Raw genomic sequence first — 22,181 nt, 5'->3', positions numbered from 1 at the left:
AAGTGTGATGCTTCTCTAGAAACGCGCATCGCGTATCGCTTTTCAATGGTGGGCTGGGCGCAACGTCTACACACCGCCTTCACACGGCGCCTCGCGCTGATCATTCGCTAAGCTTTCGACGCGCTGACGCACTCGCTCTTCGCGGCGCACGGCGGCAACATACGCCGCACTTTCTCGCGACCACTTCATGTCCACGAATGTTTCCCGACGCGGCGCCATCGTCGCGATGCTCGTCACCATCCTGATCTGGGCCTACAGCTGGGTGGTAATGAAACAGGTGCTGCAGCACGCCGGCCCGTTTCAATTCTCCGCGCTGCGCTATCTGCTCGGCGCGCTCGTGCTGTTCGGCGCGCTGCTCGCGACGCGGCAATCGCTGCGTCCGCCGCCGGTCTTGCCGACGGCGTTGATCGGTTTGTGCCAGACCGCCGCGTTCCAGGGCCTCGGGCAATGGGCCCTGGTGGAAGGCGGCGCCGGACGTGTCGCATTGCTCGCCTACACGATGCCGTTCTGGGCGGTGCTGCTGGCCTGGATCCTGTTGCACGAAAAACCCACGGCGCGGCATTGGGTCGGCCTCGTGCTCGCCGCGCTAGGCCTGGTCTGCATCATCGAGCCGTGGCGCGGCCTGGGTGGCGGCGGCAGCAGCCTGCTGGCCATCGGCGCCGGCGCGGCCTGGGCGATGGGCACGGTGCTGAGCAAGCGCATGTTCCAGCGGCATCGTCCGACACCGCTCAATCTCACCGCGTGGCAGATGCTGTTCGGTGCCCTCGGCCTTTGCGTCGTGGCACTGCTGGTGCCGCAGCGGCCGATCGAATGGAGTTGGGGCTTCGTCGCCGGACTGGCCTACAGCGTGGTGTTTGCCTCGAGCATCGCCTGGGGCCTGTGGCTGCTGGTGCTGCAACGCCTGCCCACTGCGGTGGCCAGCTTGTCCAGCCTGGGCGTGCCGATCGTCAGCGTGTTGCTGGCGTGGGCGATCCTGCACGAACGGCCCTCGACGATGGAGGGCGTGGGCATCGTGTTCGTGCTGACGGGTCTCATGGCCGTGACCGGCCTGCGGATACGCAGGGGATAGACCGGGGCGGACGTCCGCCCTGGCCTACGGGACGCGTGCCATCACCAGGGCAGCGCGTCGAGATCGACGTTGCCGCCCGTGAGGACGAGACCGACGCGGCGGCCGGCGAAATGCTCCGGCTGCTTCAGGACCGCGGCGAGCACGGTCGCGCTGGAGACTTCGACCACCAGTTTCAGTTCGCGCCAGAGCAGCTTCATCGCCGCGATGGTCTCCTCGTCGCTTACGGTCACCACCTGGGTGCGATGCGCGTGCAACGCAGCGAGGTTCGGCTCGCCGATCAGTGCGCGCAAGCCGTCGCAGACGGTGTCCGGATGAAAGCCGTCGATGCGCGAACCCTGCGCCAGCGAGGCCGCCGTGTCGGCGGCACCGGCGGGCTCGGCGCCGAACATGGCGATGTCCGGATCCAGTCCATGCGCGGCGATCGCACAACCGGCACCGAGGCCGCCGCCGCCGATCGGCGTGATCAATGCATCCAGCCGCTCCACCTGGCGCAGCAGCTCGAGCACGATCGTGCCCTGGCCGGCCATCACGCGCGCATCCGCGTAGGGATGCACCATTTCGGCACCCGTCTGCCGCTGTATCTCCGCCGCCGCGGCTTCGCGCGCGTCCTGCGTCGGCGCGCAGCGATGCAGTACCGCGCCGGCCTGCTCGATCGCTTCCAGCTTGGCGCGCACGGCTCCCTCGGGTACGACCACGTGAGCAGGAATGCCGCGCGTAGCCGCCGCCATGGCAAGCGCGTTGCCGTGGTTGCCGGAAGAATGGGTGACCACACCGCGTGCGGCCTGGTCGTCGTCCAGCGACCACACCGCGTTGCACGCGCCGCGGAACTTGAAGGCGCCGCCACGCTGCAGGTTTTCGCACTTGAAGTGCAGCTGCGCACCGGCGAGCGCATCCAGGCGTGCGCTGCGCAGCACCGGCGTCACCGTCGCGTAGGGCGCGATGCGTGCCGCGGCGTCGCGGATCTGTTCCAGTTCGGGCAAGGCCAGGCTCATGGCAATTCGATCTCCACACCGCAACGGAAGCGGCGCTCCGCGCCGGGCTTGAGGCGGATCGCATCCGCGCAGTCGGGCCGATTGAACGCATCGGCCCAGCTCTCCATCGGCTCCAGCGCCACGGCGCGGCGCACGTCGCGCGTGACCGTGTCCGCGGTGAACACCAGCATCACGCCCGACTCCTGCCACACCGCCAGGCCCAGCCCGCTCGCCGGATCGCGCAAGCGCGTACGCGCGCGGCCATCCTCATCCACCTGCAACTGCGCGTAGGCGTGATTGATCTCGTGCGTGCCGATCGGACGCGGACGACGGAAATCGAGCGCGGGCTCCTCTTGCATGAGCACGTGCGCCTGGGGACCCGGCAGCGGAATGTAGTCAGCATCGGTGCGCACCAGGGTCTGCGCCGGCACTTGAAGTTCCCAGCCGTCGATCGGCGCATCGCCGAGGCGGAAATAGGGATGCCAGCCGAAGAAGCAGGGCGCGGCGATATCGCCGACGTTGCGCATGCGTGCTTCCAGCGTCAGCCCGTGTTCGTCGAGCAGATAGCCGATCGTCAGGTCGATCGCGAAGGGATAGCCCGGATGCACACCGGGCCGGATCGCGCTGGTGCGGAATTCGGCGCGTGCGCCAAGCTCGTCGGCGCCATGCGCGGCCAGTTCGAAATCGACACCGCGCACGAAGCCATGTCGCGCGGCGCGCTGAGTGCCTTCCACGCCCGGCTGCAGATCGTACGGCTGGCCGTCGAAAACGTAGCGCGCATCGGCGATGCGGTTGGCGAACGGCGCCATGATGGCGAAGCGCGAGCTCGGGCGGCTGTCCAGCTCGGCCGCGTCGCGATAGCCGTCGGCGAGGTCGAGCGTGGCCGCGCCCAGGGTCTGTTCTAGCCCGATCACGGTGGCGCCGCGGCGCGCGATGCGCACCCGGCGCCCGCGCGCGGGGTCTTCCAGCGTGACGATCTCATGGGGCCCCACGGTGCCCCGCTCGGTACGGTATGCCGCCATCGGCTTGTCCTGCCAAGGAAACACCGCATGTTAGCCTGAACCATCTCTCCCGAATTCTTTCTCGCCATGAATGCACGCGACCAGCTTTCCACGCCCCTGATCCGCCTGAGCGAATACCGCGCGCCGGCCTGGCGCGTGGAGCGGGTCGAATTGGAGTTCGACCTCGGTATCGATGCCGCCGAGGTGATCTCGCGCCTGCACCTGCGCCGCGATCCCACACAGCTGGAACCGCTGCGGCTCGATGGCGAGGGACTGGAACTGTTGTCCATCGTGCTCGACGGCCAGCCGGTGGAAGCCGGGCGCTACCGTCAGGACGAAGCCGGTCTGGAAGTGGATGGCGCGCGCGACGGCAGCGTGCTCGAAACCCGCGTACGCTTGAAACCGGCGGCGAACACGGCGCTGGAAGGCCTGTACCTGTCCGGCTCGCGCGACGCCGGCTTCCTGCTCACCCAGTGCGAAGCCGAAGGCTTCCGCCACATCACTTTCTTTCCCGACCGCCCGGATGTGCTCGCCAGCTACACGGTGACGCTCCGCGCAGACCGGACGCGCTTTCCCGTGCTGCTGGCCGGCGGCAATCCGGACGGCGCCGGCGAGTTGCCCGATGGTCGCCATTGGGCGCGTTTCGTCGATCCGCATCCCAAGCCCAGCTATCTGTTCGCGCTGGTCGCCGGACGACTGGAAAAGATCGAGCGCGACTACGTCACCGCCGAAGGCCGCCCGGTGACGCTGGTGATCTGGTCCGAGGCGAACGTGATCGATCGCTGCCACTATGCGATGGAGGCACTGGAGCGCTGCATGCGCTGGGACGAACGCACGTACGGGCGCAACTACGACCTGGACGTGTTCCATGTCGTGGCCACGCATGATTTCAACATGGGTGCGATGGAGAACAAGGGCCTCAACATCTTCAACGCGAAGTACCTGCTGGCCGACCCGGACTCCACCACCGACGATGAGTACCGTGCGGTCGAGGCCGTGGTGGCGCACGAGTATTTCCACAACTGGAGCGGCAATCGCGTGACCTGCCGCGACTGGTTCCAGCTGTCGCTCAAGGAGGGACTCACCGTGTTCCGCGAGCAGCAGTTCTCGGCGGCCATGAATTCGCCCGCGCTCAAGCGCATCGAGGACGTGGCGCTGCTGCGGCGCGCGCAGTTCCCCGAGGATGCCGGTCCGCTCGCCCATCCGGTGCGACCGGCGCAGTACAGCGAAATCAATAACTTCTACACCGCCACGGTGTACGAGAAAGGCGCCGAACTGGTGCGCATGATCGCGGGACGGCTCGGCCATGACGGTTTCCGTGGCGGCATGGACCGCTATTTCGAGCGCAACGACGGCCGCGCCGCGACGCTGGAGGATTTCCTCGCCGCGCTGGGCGAAGCCAATGGTGCCGATCTCTCGCCCTACCTGGCCTGGTACGCCCAGGCCGGCACGCCGCGCCTGCGCGCCAGCGGCCGCTACGACGCGGCGTCGCGCCGCTACACGCTCACGCTCGCGCAGCACACGCCGCCGACACCCGGACAGACAGAGAAGCAGCCGCTGCCTATCCCGGTGAAGCTGGCGCTGTTCGCGCGCGACGGACGGATGCTTCCGCTGCACCTGGAAGGCCACCCGGCATCGGGCGAGAGCGAACTGGTCGTGGTCGCCGATCGGGCGGAGCAGGAGATCGTGTTCCACGATGTGGAAAGCGAACCGGTGCCTTCGCTGCTGCGCGGCTTCTCCGCGCCGGTGATCCTCGAAGGCCTGGACAGCGCCATGGAGCTGGCCCTGCTGCTGCGTCACGACGTGGATGGCTTCAATCGCTGGCAGGCCGGGCAGCAGCTGGCCGGCTGCGCCTACCAGGCGTTGCGCGACGGTCGTGGCGAAGATGCGGTGCACGCCTGGTGCGACGCCCTGGCCAGCCTCTTCATCGAAGGCGCGGTGGACGACGCGCTGCTGGCGGAACTGATGACGCCGCCCGGCGAGGTGGAGCTGGCCGAACGCGAGCTGGAGGCCGACCCCGAGCGCATCCATGCCTTGCGTCAACAACTGCAGCTGCGATTGGCCGAACGCATCGGCGGCGACGCGCTGGCCGCTCGCTATCAGGCGCTGGCCGATGCCACGACGCAAAGCCTGGATGCCACAAGCCAGGCGCAGCGCCGGTTGAAGCGCCGCGTGCTTGAATTGATCGCGCTGCTGGATGTGGCGCGGGCACAACAATGCGCCGCGAAGCAATACGAGCGATCGCCTGGCATGACCGACCGGCTCGCCGCGCTGTCGGTGCTGGTGCGCACCGGCGCGCCGCAGGCGACGGACACGCTCGCGCATTTCCGCCAGCGTTACGCGGACAATCCGTTGGCCTTGGACAAATGGTTCTCGGTGCAGACTCAGCACCCCGGAACGCCGGCGCTCGCGACGGTGGAAGCGCTGGAGCGCGATCCGGCCTTCACGCTGAAGAATCCGAACCGCGTCAACGCGCTGTTCGGTGCGTGGGCACGTGGCAACCCCTCAGGCTTCCATCGCGCCGATGGCGCGGGCTACCGCTTGCTCGCCGATCGCCTGGGCCAGCTCGATGCGCTCAACCCGCAGATCGCCGCGCGGCTGGCGACCGTGCTCAACGGTTGGCGGCGGCTCGAACCGGGGCGCCGAATGCAGGCGCGCGCAGCGATCGCGTCGCTGGCGGAACGGCCGGGCCTGTCGCGCAACCTGATGGAGATCGTGCAAAGCATGCTGCACGATTGAGATTAAGGGGCGTCGCCGGCGTAGTCGCGCAGCGCCCCCTAGATCTCAGACTTCCAGATGGGCCAGCTCGTCGCGCAGGCGATCCATGCGCGACTCCAGGCGCGGACGCAGGGTGCGCTGCTCATCCTCGGCGCGTTGCCGCAGATGATCCATGGCCATTTCGACCCGGCCGATTTCGATCAGCAGGTCGTGGTGCGGATAGAACTGACGCAAATTGGGGGACACGTCCATGGCTTTGCTCCTTCGAAGCCGGGCATAAGGCAACGAAGCAACGGGCATGCCATGTGATCGGCCGCGTGATCGGCTCGGAACTGAGTCACGAAATTTCTGGGCGCAGATCACGAAATGACGTAATGCGTCAGCTCATGCCGCGATCCGGCACAAACCTCCGTTTTAGTCACCCCATGTTCACGCTGGAGGGGTAAATATCCACCGCACGACGAGGCGGCAGACGCCGCCTGCGCCCACCGCATTCACGGTTTCTGGCGCCCGGCAACACGGTCATCCTGGATTCCCCCTGTTCCTGAGACCGCCGGGCGCCAGATCTTAATCTGGCCGCGGATATACAAACGGCAGAAAAAACGACGGCGCCCCGAGGGGCGCCGTCTTGCTTCCTCTCCCCGGCACGCGACCGAACCCCTGTCCGTTCGGCCTCGGCGCGCGTTTCCGCGCAGCGTCTGCCCGGTGAAAGTGCCCTACGACAAAAGCAGGTTCCGTGCCAGCTCGCCTTATCGGCGTCATAAGGCACTGACCGGGTTACCATATCGCCCCATCAACAGTTATTTCCCGCCACCGAGGCGGCCTTTCCCATGCTTCATCCGACCCACTACGACGTCATCGTGGTCGGTGGCGGCCACGCCGGCACCGAAGCCGCCCTCGCCGCCGCCCGCACGGGCGCGCGCACACTGCTGCTCAGCCACAACATCGAGACCATCGGTCAGATGAGCTGCAACCCGGCCATCGGCGGCATCGGCAAAGGCCATCTGGTGAAGGAGATCGATGCGCTGGGCGGTGCCATGGCGCATGCGGCGGATCGCGCCGGCATTCAGTGGCGCACGCTGAACGCCTCGAAGGGACCGGCCGTGCGCGCCACTCGCTGCCAGGCGGACCGCTCGCTTTACAAGGCGGCGATCCGCCGGATCGTGGAGACCCAGCCCAACCTGGAGTTGTTCCAGCAGGCGGTGGACGACCTGATCCTCGACGGCGGCCGCGTCGCCGGCGTGGTGACCCAGATGGGCCTGCGCTTCCACGCCCGTGCCGTGGTACTGACCGCGGGCACCTTCCTCGCCGGCAAGATCCACATCGGCCAGGCGCAGTACGCCGGCGGCCGTGCGGGCGACCCACCGGCCACCACCCTGGCCCAGCGTCTGCGCGAGTTGCCGGTGGCGGCGGACCGCCTGAAGACCGGCACGCCACCGCGCATCGACCTGCGCAGCATCGATTTCACCGGCCTGGAAGAGCAGCCGGGCGACGACCCGGCGCCGGTGTTCTCCTACCTCGGCTCGCGCGACGAACATCCGCGCCAGGTGAGTTGCTGGATCACCCACACCAGCGAGCGCACGCATGAGGTCATCCGCGGCGCACTGGATCGCTCGCCGCTCTATACCGGCCAGATCGAAGGCGTGGGCCCGCGCTATTGCCCTTCGATCGAGGACAAAGTGGTGCGCTTCGCCGAGAAGAACTCGCATCAGATCTTCATCGAGCCGGAAGGCCTGGATACGTTCGAGATCTATCCGAACGGCATCTCCACCTCGCTACCCTACGACGTGCAGCTTGCACTGGTGCATTCGATCAAGGGGTTCGAGCGCGCGCACATCACGCGCCCGGGCTATGCGATCGAGTACGACTATTTCGATCCGCGCGGCCTGCATCCGTGGCTGGAAACCAAGGCCATTCCCGCGCTGTATTTCGCCGGCCAGATCAATGGCACGACCGGCTACGAGGAAGCCGGCGCGCAGGGACTGATCGCCGGCCTCAACGCTGCGCTCGCCACGCAGGGCAAGGCGCCGTGGTATCCACGCCGCGACGAGGCCTACATCGGCGTGCTGATCGACGATCTGACCAGCAACGGCACCATCGAGCCCTACCGCATGTTCACGTCGCGCGCCGAATACCGCCTGCACCTGCGCGAGGACAACGCCGACCTGCGCCTCACCGAGACCGGCCACGCGCTTGGTGTGGTGCCGCAGGCGCGCTTCGACGCGCTGCGCGCCAAACGCGAGGCGGTGGAGCGGGAAACGCAGCGCCTGGGCGCGCTGTGGGCGGCGCCGAACAATGCGCTGGGCGCAGCGATCGAGCGGCGCCTGGGCATCGCCGTGAGCCGCGAAACCAATGCGTTGGATCTGCTGCGCCGCCCGGAACTGGATTACGCCCGCCTCGCCAGCGTGGACGAACTCGGCCCGTGCGTCGCGGACGCCGATGTGGCGGCACAGGTGGAAGTACAGACCAAGTACGCCGGCTACCTGGAGCGCCAGCGCGAGGAGATCGAGCGCCAGCGCCGCCACGAGCAGACCGCGATCCCCGCGGATTTCGACTATGAGAAGGTGCGCGGGCTGTCGGCCGAGGTACTGCTCAAGCTCAAGCGGTCGCGGCCGGAGACCATCGGCCAGGCCTCCCGGATCAGCGGCGTCACCCCCGCGGCGATCTCGCTGCTGCTGGTGCACCTGAAGCGCCGCGCCGCCTGAGAGCCTGTTCAAGGTCGTCCCGTGCCTGGCGCCGAGCCATGGCATCATGCGCGCTCCACCGACGGGAGCACGAAAATGGAAGTATGGATCGGCCGGGATGGCGAGCGTCACGGCCCTTATTCGGAAGCCGACGTGCGCGAATGGTTGCGCACCGGTCGGCTCAGCCCGCAGGACCTGGGTTGGCATGAGGGACTGAGCGACTGGCAGCCGCTGTCGAAACTGTTTCCCCAGGAACCGCCCGCGCTCGAGCGCGCCTATACACCACCCAAGGCGCCGCTGCAGGGCGAACCCGACCGCGCCCAGGCGCTGGAGGATTACGCCGGCTTCTGGAAGCGCGTGGCCGCCTACATCATCGACGGCATCGTGCTGTACATCCCCAACCTGCTGATCGGCAAAATGCTCGGTTCGGCCGCGGCGGAACAGGCACTGATGCAGAGCGTGCAGAGCGATCCGCACAACATGCTGTCGGCCTACGCTGCGTTCTACAGCGCCATGCTGCCGGCGATCCTGATCCAGACCGTTCTCGCCTGGCTGTATTTCGCCCTGTGCGAAAGCTCGGCCTGGCAGGCCACCCTGGGCAAGCTGGCCATCGGTATCCGCGTGGTGGACATGCAGGGAGGCCGCATCAGCTTTCTGCGCGCCACGGGCCGCCATTTCGCCAAGATCCTCAGTGGCATGATCCTGTGCATCGGCTATCTGATGGTGGCCTTCACCCAGCGCAAGCAAGGCCTGCACGACCTGATCGCCAACACCCTGGTGCTGAACGGCCGCGCCAGCGAGCTGGCGGCCTCGAAGCAGCCTTCGGCCGCCAACGGCCAGAGCGATCAGGATCGCGGCTCGTTCAACGCATGAAGCGTGCCGCCGGCGCCTCGCCGGCGGCTTGCGATATCCACGCGTCCACTCAGATCGCCGCCCCGTATCAACGAGGCGGCGCGTGACGGCCCGCTTGTTATCATCCGGGGTTCCACGCCCGGCGCGGGCGCACCGCGCCGCCTTTGTCGTCTCAAGGAATCGTTACAGCCTCATGCTCAGCATCGAACAACGCATTGCCCAGGACATCGCCGCCAAGCCGGATCAGGTCGTCGCCGCCGTCGACCTGCTGGACGGCGGCGCGACCGTGCCGTTCATCGCGCGCTACCGCAAGGAAGTCACCGGCGGCCTCGACGATACGCAGTTGCGCCTGCTGGAAGAGCGCCTGCGCTACCTGCGCGAACTGGAAGAACGCCGCGACGCGATCCTGGCCAGCGTCGAGGAACAGGGCAAGCTCACCGACGCACTGAAGAAAGACATCCTCGAAGCGGACACCAAGGCCCGCCTGGAAGACTTGTACCTGCCCTACAAACCCAAGCGCCGCACCAAGGCGCAGATCGCCCGCGAGGCCGGGCTCGAGCCGCTGGCCACGGGCCTGCGCAACGATCCTTCGCAGTCGCCGGAGGCGCTCGCCACCTCGTTCGTCGATGCGGAGAAGGGTGTGGCCGACGTGCGCGCCGCGCTCGACGGCGCACGCGCGATCCTGATGGAAACGATCGCCGAAGACGCCCACCTTGTGGGCGAACTGCGCGACTGGCTGTGGGACAAAGGCCAGATCCGCGCCAAGGTGGTCGAGGGCAAGGAGCACGAAGGTGCGAAGTTCCGCGACTACTTCGATCACATGGAGTCGATCGCGAAGATCCCGTCCCATCGCCTGCTCGCGTTGATGCGTGCGCGCAACGAAGGCGTCATCGAACTGGACCTCCTGCCCGCCCTCGAGGCCGAGCAAGGCCATCTCGAAGGCGAGGGCCGCGTGGCTTCCCATGCCGGTATCCATGACCGTGGCCGGCCGGCCGATGCATGGCTGCGTGAGACCGTGCGCCTGACCTGGCGCGTCAAGCTGCACCTGCACCTCACCCTGGACTTGTTCGGACGCGTGCGCGAAAGCGCCGAGGACGAGGCGATCCGCGTGTTCGGCGACAATCTCAAGGACCTGATGCTGGCTGCACCGGCCGGCGCCAAGACGGTGATGGGGCTGGACCCGGGCATCCGCACCGGCGTGAAAGTCGCGGTGGTCGATCCGACTGGCAAGGTGCTCGCCACCGACACCGTCTACCCGCACGAGCCGCGCAATCAGTGGGACCAGTCCATCGCCCGCCTCGCCGTGCTGGGCAAGCAGCATGGCGTGAACCTGATCGCGATCGGCAACGGCACCGCCTCGCGCGAAACCGACAAGCTGGCCGGCGAGCTGATCAAGAAGCACGCCGACCTGAAGCTGTCCAAGATCGTGGTGAGCGAAGCGGGCGCCTCGGTGTACTCCGCATCGGAAATCGCCGCCAAGGAATTCCCCGGGCTGGACGTGAGCCTGCGCGGCGCGGTCTCCATCGCGCGCCGCCTGCAGGATCCGCTGGCGGAACTGGTGAAGATCGAGCCCAAGGCGATCGGCGTGGGCCAGTACCAGCACGACGTCAATCAGGTGAAGCTGGCGCGCGCGCTGGACGCGAAGGTGGAAGACTGCGTGAACGCGGTGGGCGTGGACGTGAATACCGCGTCGGCCGCCCTGCTCTCGCGCGTGGCCGGCCTGTCGGCCAGCGTGGCGGAGAACGTGGTCAAGCATCGCGACGCCAATGGCCCCTTCGCCAATCGCGTGGCCCTGCTCAAGGTACCGCGGCTGGGCGAGAAGGCATTCGAGCAGTGCGCGGGCTTCCTGCGTATTCCCAATGGCGACAACCCGCTCGACGCCAGCTCGGTGCATCCGGAAGCCTATCCCGTGGTGGAGCGCATCATGGCCCAGTGCGGCCGCGAGGTGAAAAGCATCGTCGGCGATACCGGCTTCCTGCGCGGATTGAAGGCCGAACAGTTCACCGATGAGCGTTTCGGCGTGCCGACCGTGCGCGACATCCTGAAGGAGCTGGAGAAGCCCGGCCGCGACCCGCGCCCGGAATTCGTCGCACCGAGCTTCGCCGAAGGCGTGGAGGAACTGAAAGATCTGCGCCCCGGGATGATCCTGGAAGGCCGCGTGACCAACGTGGCCGCGTTCGGCGCGTTCGTGGACATCGGCGTACACCAGGATGGTCTGGTTCATGTGTCCGCGCTGTCGCATACCTTCGTGAAGGACCCGCGCGACGCGGTGAAGGCCGGCGACATCGTCAAGGTCAAGGTGATGGAGGTGGACCTGCCGCGCCAGCGCATCGGCCTGTCCATGCGCCTGGACGACGAACCGGGCCAGGCCCGCGGCGGACGTGCCGGTGGTGGCGGCAACAGCGACGCGCGTGGCCAGCGCGACAGCGGCCGCGGTGGCCAGCGGCCCGGCGGCGGCCAGCCGAAACAGGCCCCGGCCCCCTCCAACAGCGCTTTCGCGGATGCGTTCTCGCGCGCCATGAAGCGCTGAGCCAAGCGGTTTGGACCATGCTGCGCTGCGATGCAGCGCAGCATGCGCTTACGTATGGGCTTGCATTAACGTAACGCAGGAATAACAAAGGCCATCCCGGCTCAAGGAGCGTTACCAACATGCCCCGCATCCGCCATCTCGCCGGCGCCATCGCCGCCGGCCTGCTTCTCAGTACCGCCGCTTCGGCTGCCGACTTCAGCAAGGTCGTCGTGATCGGCGACAGCCTCAGCGACGCCGGCAACATCGCGAAGCTGTCCGGCTCGCCGGTGCCGCTGCGCTTCACCACCAATCCGGGCACCACGACCGCGGAGAACGTCGCCGCGGCGCTGGGCATGCCGGTCACCGCGTCGCTCTCCGGCGGCACCGACTACGCCTTCGGCGGCGCCGGCCTGCAGCACAACTCGCCGGGCACGCCGGCCGGCGTGCCGCTGCTGCCGCAGCAGCTGCAGATGTACCTGGCCGCCAACGGCGGCAAGGCCGATCCCAATGCCCTGCACCAGGTCTGGGGCGGCGCCAACGACATCTTCTACCTGACCTCTTCGACGACGAATCCGAACGTGCTCGCTGCCGGCGCCGTGTCGGCCGCGCAGACCGAGGTCGGTTTGCTCGGTCAGCTGCAGGCCGCTGGTGCCAAGTACGTGGTGGTCTACAACCTCCCCGATATCGGCAAGACGCCGTCCGGCCTGGCCGGCGGCCCAGCCGCTTCGGCCGGTGCCACCCAGCTCTCCCTGGCCTTCAACGGCGTGCTCGGTGCTGGCATCACCCAGCTGAGCAACAACGGCCTGAACGTGATTCCGGTAAACACCTTCCAGTTGCTCAACGAGGTGATCGCCAATCCGTCCGCCTACGGTTTCACCAATGTCACCACGCCTGCCTGCAACGGCAGTTCGGTACAGTGCGGTCCGGCCGGGTCCGGCCTGCCCTTCAGCTATGCGGCGGGCACGGACAAGACCTACCTGTTCGCCGACGGCGTGCATCCGACGACCGCCGCGCACGCCATGCTCAGCCAGTACGTGGTGTCGCTGATCCAGGCTCCGGGCCAGGTATCGATGCTCGGCGAAGCGCCGCTGGCGGCAGCCGCTGCGCAGACCCGCGCCATCCGCAACGAGATGCTGGCCGATGCGATCGGCAGCGACACGCGCTTCTTCGCCAATGTCGACTATGCCCACCAGCGCTTCGACCAGCAGAGCAGCTCGCCCAAGACCACCAGCAACAACGTCAATCTGACCGTGGGCGCCGACGTGCGCGCCAGCGAGCACTTCAACTTCGGCGTGGCGCTTGGCATCGGGCAGCACAACGCCGACTTCACCGGCGGCGGCGGTTACAAGCTGCAGGACATCAGCGGCCTGGGCTACCTGACCTATCACAACGGCGGCGGCTACGTCGGCGGCTACGTGAACTTCGCGCAGTCGAACTTCTCGGATATCGACCGTCGCATCCAGCTGGGCAATGCGTCGCGCAGCGAGAGCGGCAAGGCCGACGGCAATCGCCTCGGCGGCGGCCTCACCGGTGGCTGGTGGTTCAACTTCGACGCGCTGCGCACCGGTCCGTTCGCGACGGTCGAATGGCAGACGATCAAGGTCAACGGCTACAGCGAGAGCGGCGACGACAGCACGGCGATGTGGTTCGGACGCCAGCAGCGTGACGCGCTGATCTCCACCCTTGGCTGGCGCCTGCAGGGTCATTGGCAAGCCGGCAGCATGATGCTGTCGCCGTACGCCGAAGTGGCATGGAACCACGACAGCAAAGCCGATCCGCGCTTGATCACGGCTGGCGTCAACAGCATGCCGGGCACCTTTGCGCTTGCCGGCTTCACGCCAGACAAGACCTGGGGCAGCGCCGATGTCGGCGTGTCCGCGCAGTTCAGCGAGAACGTCACTGGCTGGCTCGGCTACAGCGGTCGCTTCAGCGACAACAGTCAGAAGTACAACAGCGTCAACCTGGGTGTGAAAGTCGGCTTCTGAGCCGGCTCTTCCCACGCGACAGGAAACAAAAAAAGCCGTCCGCTTGCGCGGACGGCTTTTTTTCTTTGACCTCTAGCCCGGGCGACTTACTTGTTCTTGCCGCCGGTCGCCAGGCTAAGGATGGCCACGGCCTGCTTCTGCAGGCTGGCGGCGTCATCGTCGCTCAGCGCTTCGGTCTTGCTGCCGGCCTGCTGCTGCTTCAGCACCAGTGCGCCTTCGTTGTTCCAACCCGCGCGCTCGGTGGAGCTGGCCTTGGCGTCCTTGCTGGACTTCTTCTGCTGTACCACGACCCACGGCTTGCCGTCCTTGTAGGCATAGTCGGTGGTGGTGAAGCCCTTGTCGCCGTAGTCCACCTGCTCACGGATGAACTTCACTTCGCCCGCTTCACGGAACACCTGCCAGCCGCGGGAGACCTTGTCCTCGAGCTTGGTGCCGTTGGTGATCTTCATGCCGCCGATCTGCTTCTGCACCGCACTGAACGCGGCCAGCTCCTTCTCGCCCGGGGTCTGCTCGCCCACCAGCTGGATGGAGACCTGGTTGCCCGCCCCCTTGGTCAGCACCGGCGACTGCAGCGGCGCGGTGTAGCGGCGATCGCCGTCGGTCAGCACGGCCTGCACGATGTACATGCTGTTCGGGTTGACGTCGGCAGGATTGAACTCCAGCTCGAACGACTGCGGCAGGCTGCTGACCGGATCGATCGTCTTGCTGGCCAGCGGCGTGCCTTCCTGCGCCGGATCGAGCAGCTTGATCTCGAGCTTGGCCTGCGGAGAAACCTGGGCGCCAGCATCACGCAGCGCAACGGTACCGCTCACCGCATTGGCCTTGGTCGGCTGCTGGCCGGGCGCCGAAGCCGCCGGCGCGGACTCGCCACCCTGTGCCGCGGGCTGCGACGAATCAGACGAATTGCAACCGGCGAGAGCCAGCGCTGCTACCGACACCAGCGACCAAACCAACCTGCGCATGTGGAACCTCAATCGATCTAGTAACAAGGGCGCGAAACAGCATTCGGCGTCAGGCGCCAGCAGAGTATTTCGCGGGGGAGGCTCGAAGCATACCGGAAAAATAAGCAGGCAGAAAAGTCAATAGGAGCTTTGACTTCCATACGGTTACGGAGGGAGACAGGCGCAGGCGCCCTAAGCCGGGCCGAAGCGTTTGGACGTCCATAAAATACTGGTTAAGCGACTCGCTCCCCCTCCCTGTCTTTCGCCCCCTATCCGCTTGAATACACGGAAGAATGCTTCTCCTGACAAAAGGAAAGGCCGCCGGACATCCGGCGGCCTTTCGACGTCTAGGACGTGACGTACTTAGAGCGAGAAGTCGTACTGCACCTGGAACCGAGCGTAGCGCGGCGTGTTGAAGTACTTCGGCAGCTTGTAATTGGTGTACTTGGAACCGTTATTGAGGTTCTCATACTGCTCGTAAACGAAGACTGGCTTGTCGTTATTGAACAGGTTGATCACCGACAGCTGCATGCTCAGCCCCTTCGCCCACGACGGCGAATACATTACGTTCGGGCTGACGGTCCAGATCCATGGAGTGCGACCCTCGCCGCCTTCCGGCCGGATCTTGCCATTGCAGACGTGGAACTGGGCACCATAGCCAAACTGGGTATCCAGCGACCCGCGACCGCCACCGTAGCAGCTAATCGGCGTGCCCGACTGCACCAGCATGTTCAGACCGGCCGACCATTCGGGTGTGAACTTGTAGCCGCCGAACAGCTTAAAGCTATGGCGACGATCGTTGGGCAGATAGCCATTGGCACCCTGCATGATTTCCGGAAAATCGAAATCAGCTGTGGTGCCGGTGTCATCCTGGCCGTTGTTCGACTTCACCAGACCTTCGGTGTTGCCGTAGCTACGCGACCATGTGTAAGACACATTAACGTAGTACTTGTCCGTGGTCTTTTCAGCGCTCAGCTCAATACCTTGATAAGAACGCTTAGCCGCAGGACCGAGCTGGTTGCCGGGAATCGTCACGTCAAACTTCTTGGATGTACCGTCCAGCGAAGTCGTGAGCTTAAGCGAGCTGCCAGGATTGAAGATCCAGCAACCCGGCATACCGCTCGGCACAGACCACTCGTTGTCCCACGCACCATCCAATCCCTGCTGCTGCGCGAGCGCATAGAGCGGCCGTGAATCGCAGGTGTCGTCGATGGAATTGCGCAGCTTGCGGTAGGTGGCTTTGGCACCCAAGGTCCAGTTATCGAAGAACTTGATGTCGCTATTGAGGGTCTTCTGAAAGCCCAGGATGTACTCATCCTGCACATATGGCTTCAGCCCCTTGCTGCTGACCGACTTCGGATCCGGCGTGCTTCCATCCTCGCCGTTGCTGACATAGATGCCTTCGCCGCCACGGGGACCGGCAAGGATCGGCGAACCATCAGGATTGATGCCGGAGTACAAGCTGTAGTGCTCGACGAAGTACGAAGCGGTCGCTGCACGCAATGCCACGTTTGCGGCCAAAGGCAGCGAATATCTGCCCGCACTACCGAAGACCTTGAATGACGAATCGCCCAGCACGTCCCACGAGAAACCCAAGCGGGGCTGCCAGATATTGTCCTGCTTGACGAAGGTCTCGCCATCACCGTTCTTGTTGTCGAAGTTATCGTTGCGAATACCTGCGTACAGCATGAACTTATCATTGATCTGCCAGTGGTCTTCGACATACCACGACTTCTGGCTGACCTTGACCTTGCCTCCCGTGCTGAACACGATGTCGTCCACCGTGCCCGGACCGTCGGCGGTCGGCGGGTCCAGATACAGATAGTAGTGGCCGCCCGAGTACGCCGTACCGGCGTCGGAACTCCACTGCTCATCGGAATAACCGAAGCCGATGTCATGGCTGCCCAGCTTCCAGTCCACATCGAGGCGCCATGCCTTGCGCTGGTCATTGCCGCCATAAAGGCCGAAGTCACTGGTGATGTAGCAGCCGCGTGGCCCCCAGGGAGTGCCGTTGTAGACCACATACGGGCAGCCGACATCAGGCGCATTGATATTGCCGCTGTACTTCGTTTCCGTGCCGTCCGGACTCACGGTATAGGTGGAGTTCTTGCTGTCCATCTTGCCGTACTGACCGGTGAGCGTGAGCGTGTCGGTCAAGTAGCCCGTGTACTTGAGGATGTTGGTGAGCCCACCGAACTTGGTGTGCATGTCGCCGACATAACCCGTCTTGGTGGGCACGCCATCCCGATAGGCCGCACTGTAGTAGTTGTACTTGGTGTTGTCGGTGTTATTGAAACCGGTGTATTCGAGGTGATTGCTGTCGTTGATGTTCCAGTCAAGCTTGACTACCCAGTACGGGCTATCCGTCGTGGAGTCATAAGCGCTGCCATTGTTGAACGTGTTGCTACGACTGGTCGTGCTGGCTGCACCGTAGGTGGTCGTCCTGGCCCTCGTGAACTCGCCCATTGCAAAAAGAAACAGCTTGTCCTTGATAAGCGGACCGCCCAACCAAGCTGAGTACACGTTGCTGTCGCTGGAATTCTTCTCGTAGTTGCGGAAGGTCGTGCCGTTGCTCCGCTTGACCGTCGGCTGGTTCTCGCGTGTCCATGCCGGCACGATGGCCCAGCTCGCGCCGCCTTTCCACTCATTGGTACCGCGCTTGATATTGACGCTTGTGACGCCACCGGTGGAAAACCCGTACTGCGCGCCGTAGCCGCCTGTCTGCACGTCGAGCTGATCGATTGCCTGGAAGGGCACCTGACCGAACGACAGATTGTTGTAAAGGTTGGTGACGTTGAAGCCGTTGACGTAATAGCTGTTCTCGGCAACGGAAGAGCCGCCGAACGAAGGCAGATTGCCGAATATCGCGTTACCTTTGACCACGCCGGGCGCAAGCGTCGCCACGCTGACGATATCGCGCGGCACCGGCAGCGAGTTCAACTGCGAGGCCGTAAACGTCGTACGGCTTTCAATGGTACTCACGTCAATCGCCGGAATCGCATTGGCCGTCACCGTGACGCTCGAAAGGCTGGTCGCCTGATGCTCGGAGGCGGTCGCGAGATTGACCTGCGCCGTCTGGCCCGCGACCACGGTGATATTGGTGGTGCCGATGACCTTGCCGTCCTGCATGAGCTGCACTTCATATCGCCCGCTCGGAAGCGATGACGCGCGGAACTTGCCATCGGCCGGCACGGCCACCGAGCGCGACAGACCCGAGTCCAGGTTCTTGATCACCACCGTCTCGCCGGCGGCATAGGTGGCGGTACCGGCGATGTCGCCGGAAGTGGACTGGGCCAGGACGGTTCCCGCCCCCAGGCTCAGACTGACGGCTGCGGCCAAGGCAGCATAACGCAGCCGATAAACGGCAGACGTGTTGCGAGAAAGCATTCGATTTTCTCCCCTTTGAAGACGAGCCGGCCAAAAGCCGACCCCAAACGCGGCGGCTTAGCGCCGCAACCGCAATCCCTGCGCCGACCGAGTACTCCAGATCGAGACTCGTGCGTTTCCCCGCTCAGAGATTGATTTTTCTTACGGATCCATCCCGTATGAAATTACGAAGCTAGATGAAGATCACATGAAGGTCAACAACTCCGTAACAATTTGCCGTGGCTTATTTCGCCTCGGTGTAAGGGTTTCGAAAGCATTTTTTGTAAAAGTCAACTGCCGAACCGCCTAGGAGAGCCCCATGGCCACGCAATTAACTACGACGCCGCCGTCCGGGGGCACTTTTGCAGATCGCGTCAAAGTGCTGATCCAGCGTGTGGGCAGCGTTACCGAAATCGCGCGAATGTGCGGTTTCTCCGAAGGCGTCGTGCGCAGCTGGCGCGACGGCAATACCGATCCCTCCCGCGCCCGCTGCGTGACCCTGGCCAAGACGATGGGAATTTCCCTGGTCTGGCTGGTTGCCGGCGAGGGCTCGATGATCCAGTCCGAGGCCATCACCTCGGGCGAGGAATCCGGCGCCGAGACGTCGCTCGTTAATCGCCAGCGCAGCAAGCTGCGCACCGCCGCCGATACGCTGCATGCCAGCGGCGTGGCCATGGACCCTCACCGTCTCAATACAGCGCTGCGGATCCTGCAATCGGAGCTGGACCTTGCCGAGAGCCACTTGTCCCTGGCGGACAATGCCGATCTGCTGGCCGATCTCTACGAGATCCTCGGGCCGGGCGGCAACGACGTGGACGCCACGGCGATGGTCGCTTTCAACCATCGACTGGCCGATCGCCTGAAGCGCGACCGCCACGCGGTCTGAGCGATTTCCCAAACGAAAAACGGCAGCCTGGAAAGGCTGCCGTTTTTCTATGCCCGGCCTAGTCGACTCAGAGCCGGGCGATATCGGCGATCGCCGTGAACTGCGCCTGCAGCTGGCCCAGCAGCGCCAGGCGATTGGCTCGCACGGCGGGCTCCTCCGCATTGACCAGTACGCTGTCGAAGAACGCATCGACAGGAGACTGCAGCTGGGCGAGCCTTGCCAGCACGGCCGTGTAGTCGCCATCGGCCAGAGCCACAGCGGTCTCCGCCTTGGCGGCCTGAAGCGCCGCTGCCAGATCGCGCTCGGCATCCGCCTGGAAGTGAGCCGGATCGACCGCCGCGCCGACGGCGGGAGCGCCAGCCTCTTCAGCCTGCTTGCGCAGAATATTGGCTACGCGCTTGTTGGCCGCAGCCAGGCTGAGCGCCTCCGGGCGACGGCCGAATTCGGCTACCGCGCGCAGACGGCGATCGAAATCGGCCAGGGATGCCGGAGCGACCGCCAACACGGCCTCGAACTGCTCGCCAGTGAATCCCTGTTCGGCGTAATAGCCACGCAGGCGCTCGATCACGAAGTCGTATAGCTCTTCGACGAGCATGACCCGGCGCTTGCCGGCGTCCAGCGCGGGCGGCTTGCCGTCCTTGCCGGGCTTGAGACCGGCGACGAGGGCGGTCTCCGGTATCAATTCCAGCGCTTCGGTGAAGATCGCCTTGAGGTCGAGATCCAGCCGGCCCTCGACCAGGGTGCGTGCCATGCCGAGCGCGGCGCGGCGCAATGCAAAGGGATCTTTGTTGCCGCTGGGCTTGAGACCCACCGCGAAGATGCCGGCCAGCGTATCCAGGCGCTCAGCCACCGCGAGCACTTGCCCGACCTTGCCTTCGGCGATGGCGTCGCCGGCAAAACGCGGCTGATAGTAGCTGTCCAGTGCATCGGCGACCGCCGGCGCTTCGCCGTGGCCATGCGCGTAGTAACGCCCCATCACGCCTTGCAGCTCGGGGAATTCGCCCACCATGCGGGTCAGCAGATCGCATTTGCACAGGGCCGCCGCGCGGGTCGCCTGGCCGGCGTCCACGCCGACCCGGTTGGCCACGATCCGGGCCAGTTCCGCCACGCGCACGCTCTTGTCCCACAGGCTGCCCAGCGATTGCTGGTAGGTGACGTTCTTCAGCTGGTCCTGGTAGCCGGCGAGCGGCGTCTTGAGGTCTTCGTCCCAGAAGAACTTGGCGTCGGCGAAGCGCGGACGGATCACACGCTCGTAGCCCTTGCGGATCTCGGCCGGATCCTTGCTCTCGATATTGGCGATGCCGATGAAATGCTCCGTCAGCTTGCCGGCGGCGTCGAACACCGGCACGAATTTCTGGTTGGTCTCCATCGTGGTGACCAACGCCTCCGGCGGGACCGCGAGGAACTCGCGCTCGAACGCACAAGCAATCGCCACCGGCCACTCGGTGAGGTTGGCGATTTCATTTAGCAGCGCTTCGTCCAGCTGCGGCTGTCCGCCGGTCTGCCTGGCGGCCTTGGCCACCTCCTCATGAATGCGCTGGCGGCGCTCGGCCGGATCGGCCAGCACCTTGGCGGCACGCATCGCATCGAGCCAGCTGTCGGCATCGGCGACGTGGACCGGGTGCGGATGCATGAAGCGATGACCGCGCGACTTGCGGCCGCTGGCCAGCCCGAGCACTTCGCCATCGATGATGTCGGCGCCGTGCAACATGACCAGCCAGTGCGCGGGACGCACGAAGCTGTAATCGTGATCGCCCCAGCGCATCGGCTTCGGAATGGGCAAACCTTTGAGCGCCTCCTCGACGATTTCCGGCAGCAAAACGGCGACCGGCTGGCCCGGCTTCACCGCGCGGAAAACGAACCAGGTGCCCTTGTCCGTCTCCAACCTCTCAAGCTGCTCCACGGAAACGCCGCAGGACTGCGCGAAACCCTGCAGGGCCTTGCTCGGGTTGCCGTCGGCATCCAGCGCGGCGTTCACCGCCGGGCCGCGGCGCTCGATGGTCTGCTCCGGCTGGTTCACCGCCACCTGCGGAATGTGCACCGCCAGGCGTCGCGGCGACGCGTAAGTGGCGGCGAGGTCGAGCCCGGCTTCCACGCCGCGCTTGGCCAGTCCGTCGCAGATGCCGCGCTGGAAGGCAGCGGCCAGTTCGTCCAGCGCCTTGGGTGGGAGTTCCTCGGTGCCCAATTCGATCAGCAGTGACTTGGCGGCGCTCATGCGGCCTGCTCCTTGGACAGCTTGTGGTTCTTGAGGCCCGGAAAACCGAGCTTTTCGCGCTGCGCGACGTAGGTCTCGGCCACGCTGCGGGCCAACGTACGCACCCGCAGGATGTAGCGCTGACGTTCGGTCACACTGATCGCGCGACGCGCGTCGAGAAGGTTGAAGGTATGACTGGCCTTCATGACCTGCTCATAAGCCGGCAACGGCAGACCGGCAGCGACCAGCTTGTTGGCCTCGCCCTCGCACACATCGAACCAGCGCAGCAGTTCGGGGACGTTGGCATGCTCGAAGTTGTACGTACTCTGCTCGACTTCGTTCTGATGAAAAACGTCGCCATAGGTCACCGTGCCATGGGGGCCGTCGGTCCAGACCAGGTCGTAGACGTTGTCCACGTTCTGCAAGTACATCGCCAGACGCTCGAGACCGTAGGTGATCTCGCCCGTTACAGGCCGGCACTCCAGGCCGCCGGCCTGCTGGAAGTAAGTGAACTGGGTGACTTCCATGCCATTCAGCCATACCTCCCAGCCCAGGCCCCAGGCGCCCAGGGTGGGGGACTCCCAGTTGTCCTCGACGAAGCGCAGATCGTGTACCAGCGGATCGAGCCCAAGCTCTTTCAGCGAGCCGATGTACAACTCCAGGATGTTCTCGGGATTGGGCTTCATCACCACTTGGTACTGGTAGTAGTGCTGGAGGCGGTTGGGATTCTCGCCATAGCGGCCGTCGGTGGGGCGGCGCGAGGGCTGGACATAGGCGGCGGCCCAGGGCTCCGGACCCAGTGAGCGCAGGAAGGTGGCGGGATGGAATGTGCCGGCGCCGACCTCGGTATCGAGCGGCTGCAGCAACACGCAACCCTGCGCCGCCCAGTAGCGGTTGAGGGTCTGGATCACATCCTGGAAGGTGCGTGCGGACATGGCTTTCCGTGACCTGGAATAAAGCGGGTTAGTATAGCGGCGGGCCTGCTCGCTGGCCCGATCGCGCGCC

General features: G+C 65.3%; 14 protein-coding genes. 7 read left to right on the top strand and 7 right to left on the bottom strand.

Translation table 11 applies throughout. The annotated features are described in order from the left end of the window. The first annotated feature begins 187 nt into the window (after positions 1-187). Positions 188-1,069, top strand: coding sequence for a DMT family transporter (locus ACNR9O_RS21615; protein ID WP_473684879.1), 882 nt, complete (start codon positions 188-190; stop codon positions 1,067-1,069). Between the two features lie 41 nt (positions 1,070-1,110). Here the strand turns inward: ACNR9O_RS21615 and ACNR9O_RS21610 are convergent, their stop codons facing one another. Both ACNR9O_RS21610 and ACNR9O_RS21605 read right to left on the bottom strand, forming a co-directional pair. Further along, entirely contained in the window at positions 1,111-2,061 is a 951-nt protein-coding gene (locus ACNR9O_RS21610; protein WP_473684881.1) for a pyridoxal-phosphate dependent enzyme, read from the bottom strand. Beyond that, positions 2,058-3,062 (bottom strand): aldose epimerase family protein, encoded by a 1,005-nt coding sequence (locus ACNR9O_RS21605; RefSeq protein ID WP_473684883.1) that lies wholly within the window; start codon positions 3,060-3,062, stop codon positions 2,058-2,060. Before ACNR9O_RS21605 ends, ACNR9O_RS21610 begins: the two co-directional genes overlap by 4 nt. Before the next feature lie 66 nt (positions 3,063-3,128). On the opposite strand from ACNR9O_RS21605, the gene pepN reads away from it, so the two are divergent. Then, entirely contained in the window at positions 3,129-5,780 is a 2,652-nt protein-coding gene (gene pepN, locus ACNR9O_RS21600) for an aminopeptidase N (protein WP_473684885.1), read from the top strand. A gap of 45 nt (positions 5,781-5,825) precedes the next feature. Here pepN and ACNR9O_RS21595 read toward each other — a convergent pair whose 3' ends face one another. Continuing rightward, a complete protein-coding gene (locus ACNR9O_RS21595; protein ID WP_473684887.1) occupies positions 5,826-6,011 on the bottom strand; it encodes a hypothetical protein in 186 nt (61 codons plus the stop codon). A gap of 578 nt (positions 6,012-6,589) precedes the next feature. Between ACNR9O_RS21595 and mnmG the strand changes: the two genes are divergently transcribed. The 4 genes from mnmG (at position 6,590) to ACNR9O_RS21575 (ending at position 13,789) form a co-directional block, all read left to right on the top strand. Next, positions 6,590-8,464 carry a tRNA uridine-5-carboxymethylaminomethyl(34) synthesis enzyme MnmG gene (gene mnmG, locus ACNR9O_RS21590; protein WP_473684889.1) on the top strand — a complete coding sequence of 625 codons (1,875 nt, stop codon included), beginning with the start codon at positions 6,590-6,592 and terminating at the stop codon, positions 8,462-8,464. A gap of 75 nt (positions 8,465-8,539) precedes the next feature. Next, entirely contained in the window at positions 8,540-9,316 is a 777-nt protein-coding gene (locus ACNR9O_RS21585; protein ID WP_473684891.1) for an RDD family protein, read from the top strand. 172 nt (positions 9,317-9,488) lie between these two features. Beyond that, complete coding sequence (locus tag ACNR9O_RS21580; RefSeq protein WP_473684894.1) at positions 9,489-11,825, top strand: Tex family protein; 2,337 nt, start codon at positions 9,489-9,491, stop codon at positions 11,823-11,825. Between the two features lie 119 nt (positions 11,826-11,944). Then, positions 11,945-13,789, top strand: a complete 1,845-nt coding sequence (locus ACNR9O_RS21575; protein WP_473684896.1) for an autotransporter domain-containing protein — start codon at positions 11,945-11,947, stop codon at positions 13,787-13,789. Between the two features lie 86 nt (positions 13,790-13,875). Here ACNR9O_RS21575 and ACNR9O_RS21570 read toward each other — a convergent pair whose 3' ends face one another. Together ACNR9O_RS21570 and ACNR9O_RS21565 are read right to left on the bottom strand one after the other, a co-directional pair. Beyond that, positions 13,876-14,751 (bottom strand): DUF1481 domain-containing protein, encoded by an 876-nt coding sequence (locus ACNR9O_RS21570; RefSeq protein WP_473684898.1) that lies wholly within the window; start codon positions 14,749-14,751, stop codon positions 13,876-13,878. Between the two features lie 342 nt (positions 14,752-15,093). Next, complete coding sequence (locus ACNR9O_RS21565) at positions 15,094-18,117, bottom strand: TonB-dependent receptor (RefSeq protein ID WP_473684900.1); 3,024 nt, start codon at positions 18,115-18,117, stop codon at positions 15,094-15,096. Between the two features lie 298 nt (positions 18,118-18,415). Between ACNR9O_RS21565 and ACNR9O_RS21560 the strand changes: the two genes are divergently transcribed. Further along, positions 18,416-18,982 carry a helix-turn-helix domain-containing protein gene (locus ACNR9O_RS21560; RefSeq protein WP_473684902.1) on the top strand — a complete coding sequence of 189 codons (567 nt, stop codon included), beginning with the start codon at positions 18,416-18,418 and terminating at the stop codon, positions 18,980-18,982. Positions 18,983-19,049: 67 nt separating this feature from the next. Here ACNR9O_RS21560 and glyS read toward each other — a convergent pair whose 3' ends face one another. Together glyS and glyQ are read right to left on the bottom strand one after the other, a co-directional pair. Continuing rightward, on the bottom strand, positions 19,050-21,197 hold the full coding sequence (glyS, locus tag ACNR9O_RS21555) for a glycine--tRNA ligase subunit beta (protein WP_473684904.1): 2,148 nt from the start codon (positions 21,195-21,197) through the stop codon (positions 19,050-19,052). Further along, the gene (gene glyQ / locus ACNR9O_RS21550; protein WP_473684906.1) at positions 21,194-22,111 is read right to left on the bottom strand and encodes a glycine--tRNA ligase subunit alpha; all 918 of its coding nucleotides are present in this window, start codon (positions 22,109-22,111) and stop codon (positions 21,194-21,196) included. The genes glyS and glyQ overlap by 4 nt, the downstream gene beginning before the upstream one ends. Positions 22,112-22,181 lie beyond the last annotated feature (70 nt).

The organism is Dyella sp. CR10, from assembly GCF_055814425.1.
This window is presented reverse-complemented; position numbering and strand designations above follow the sequence as displayed.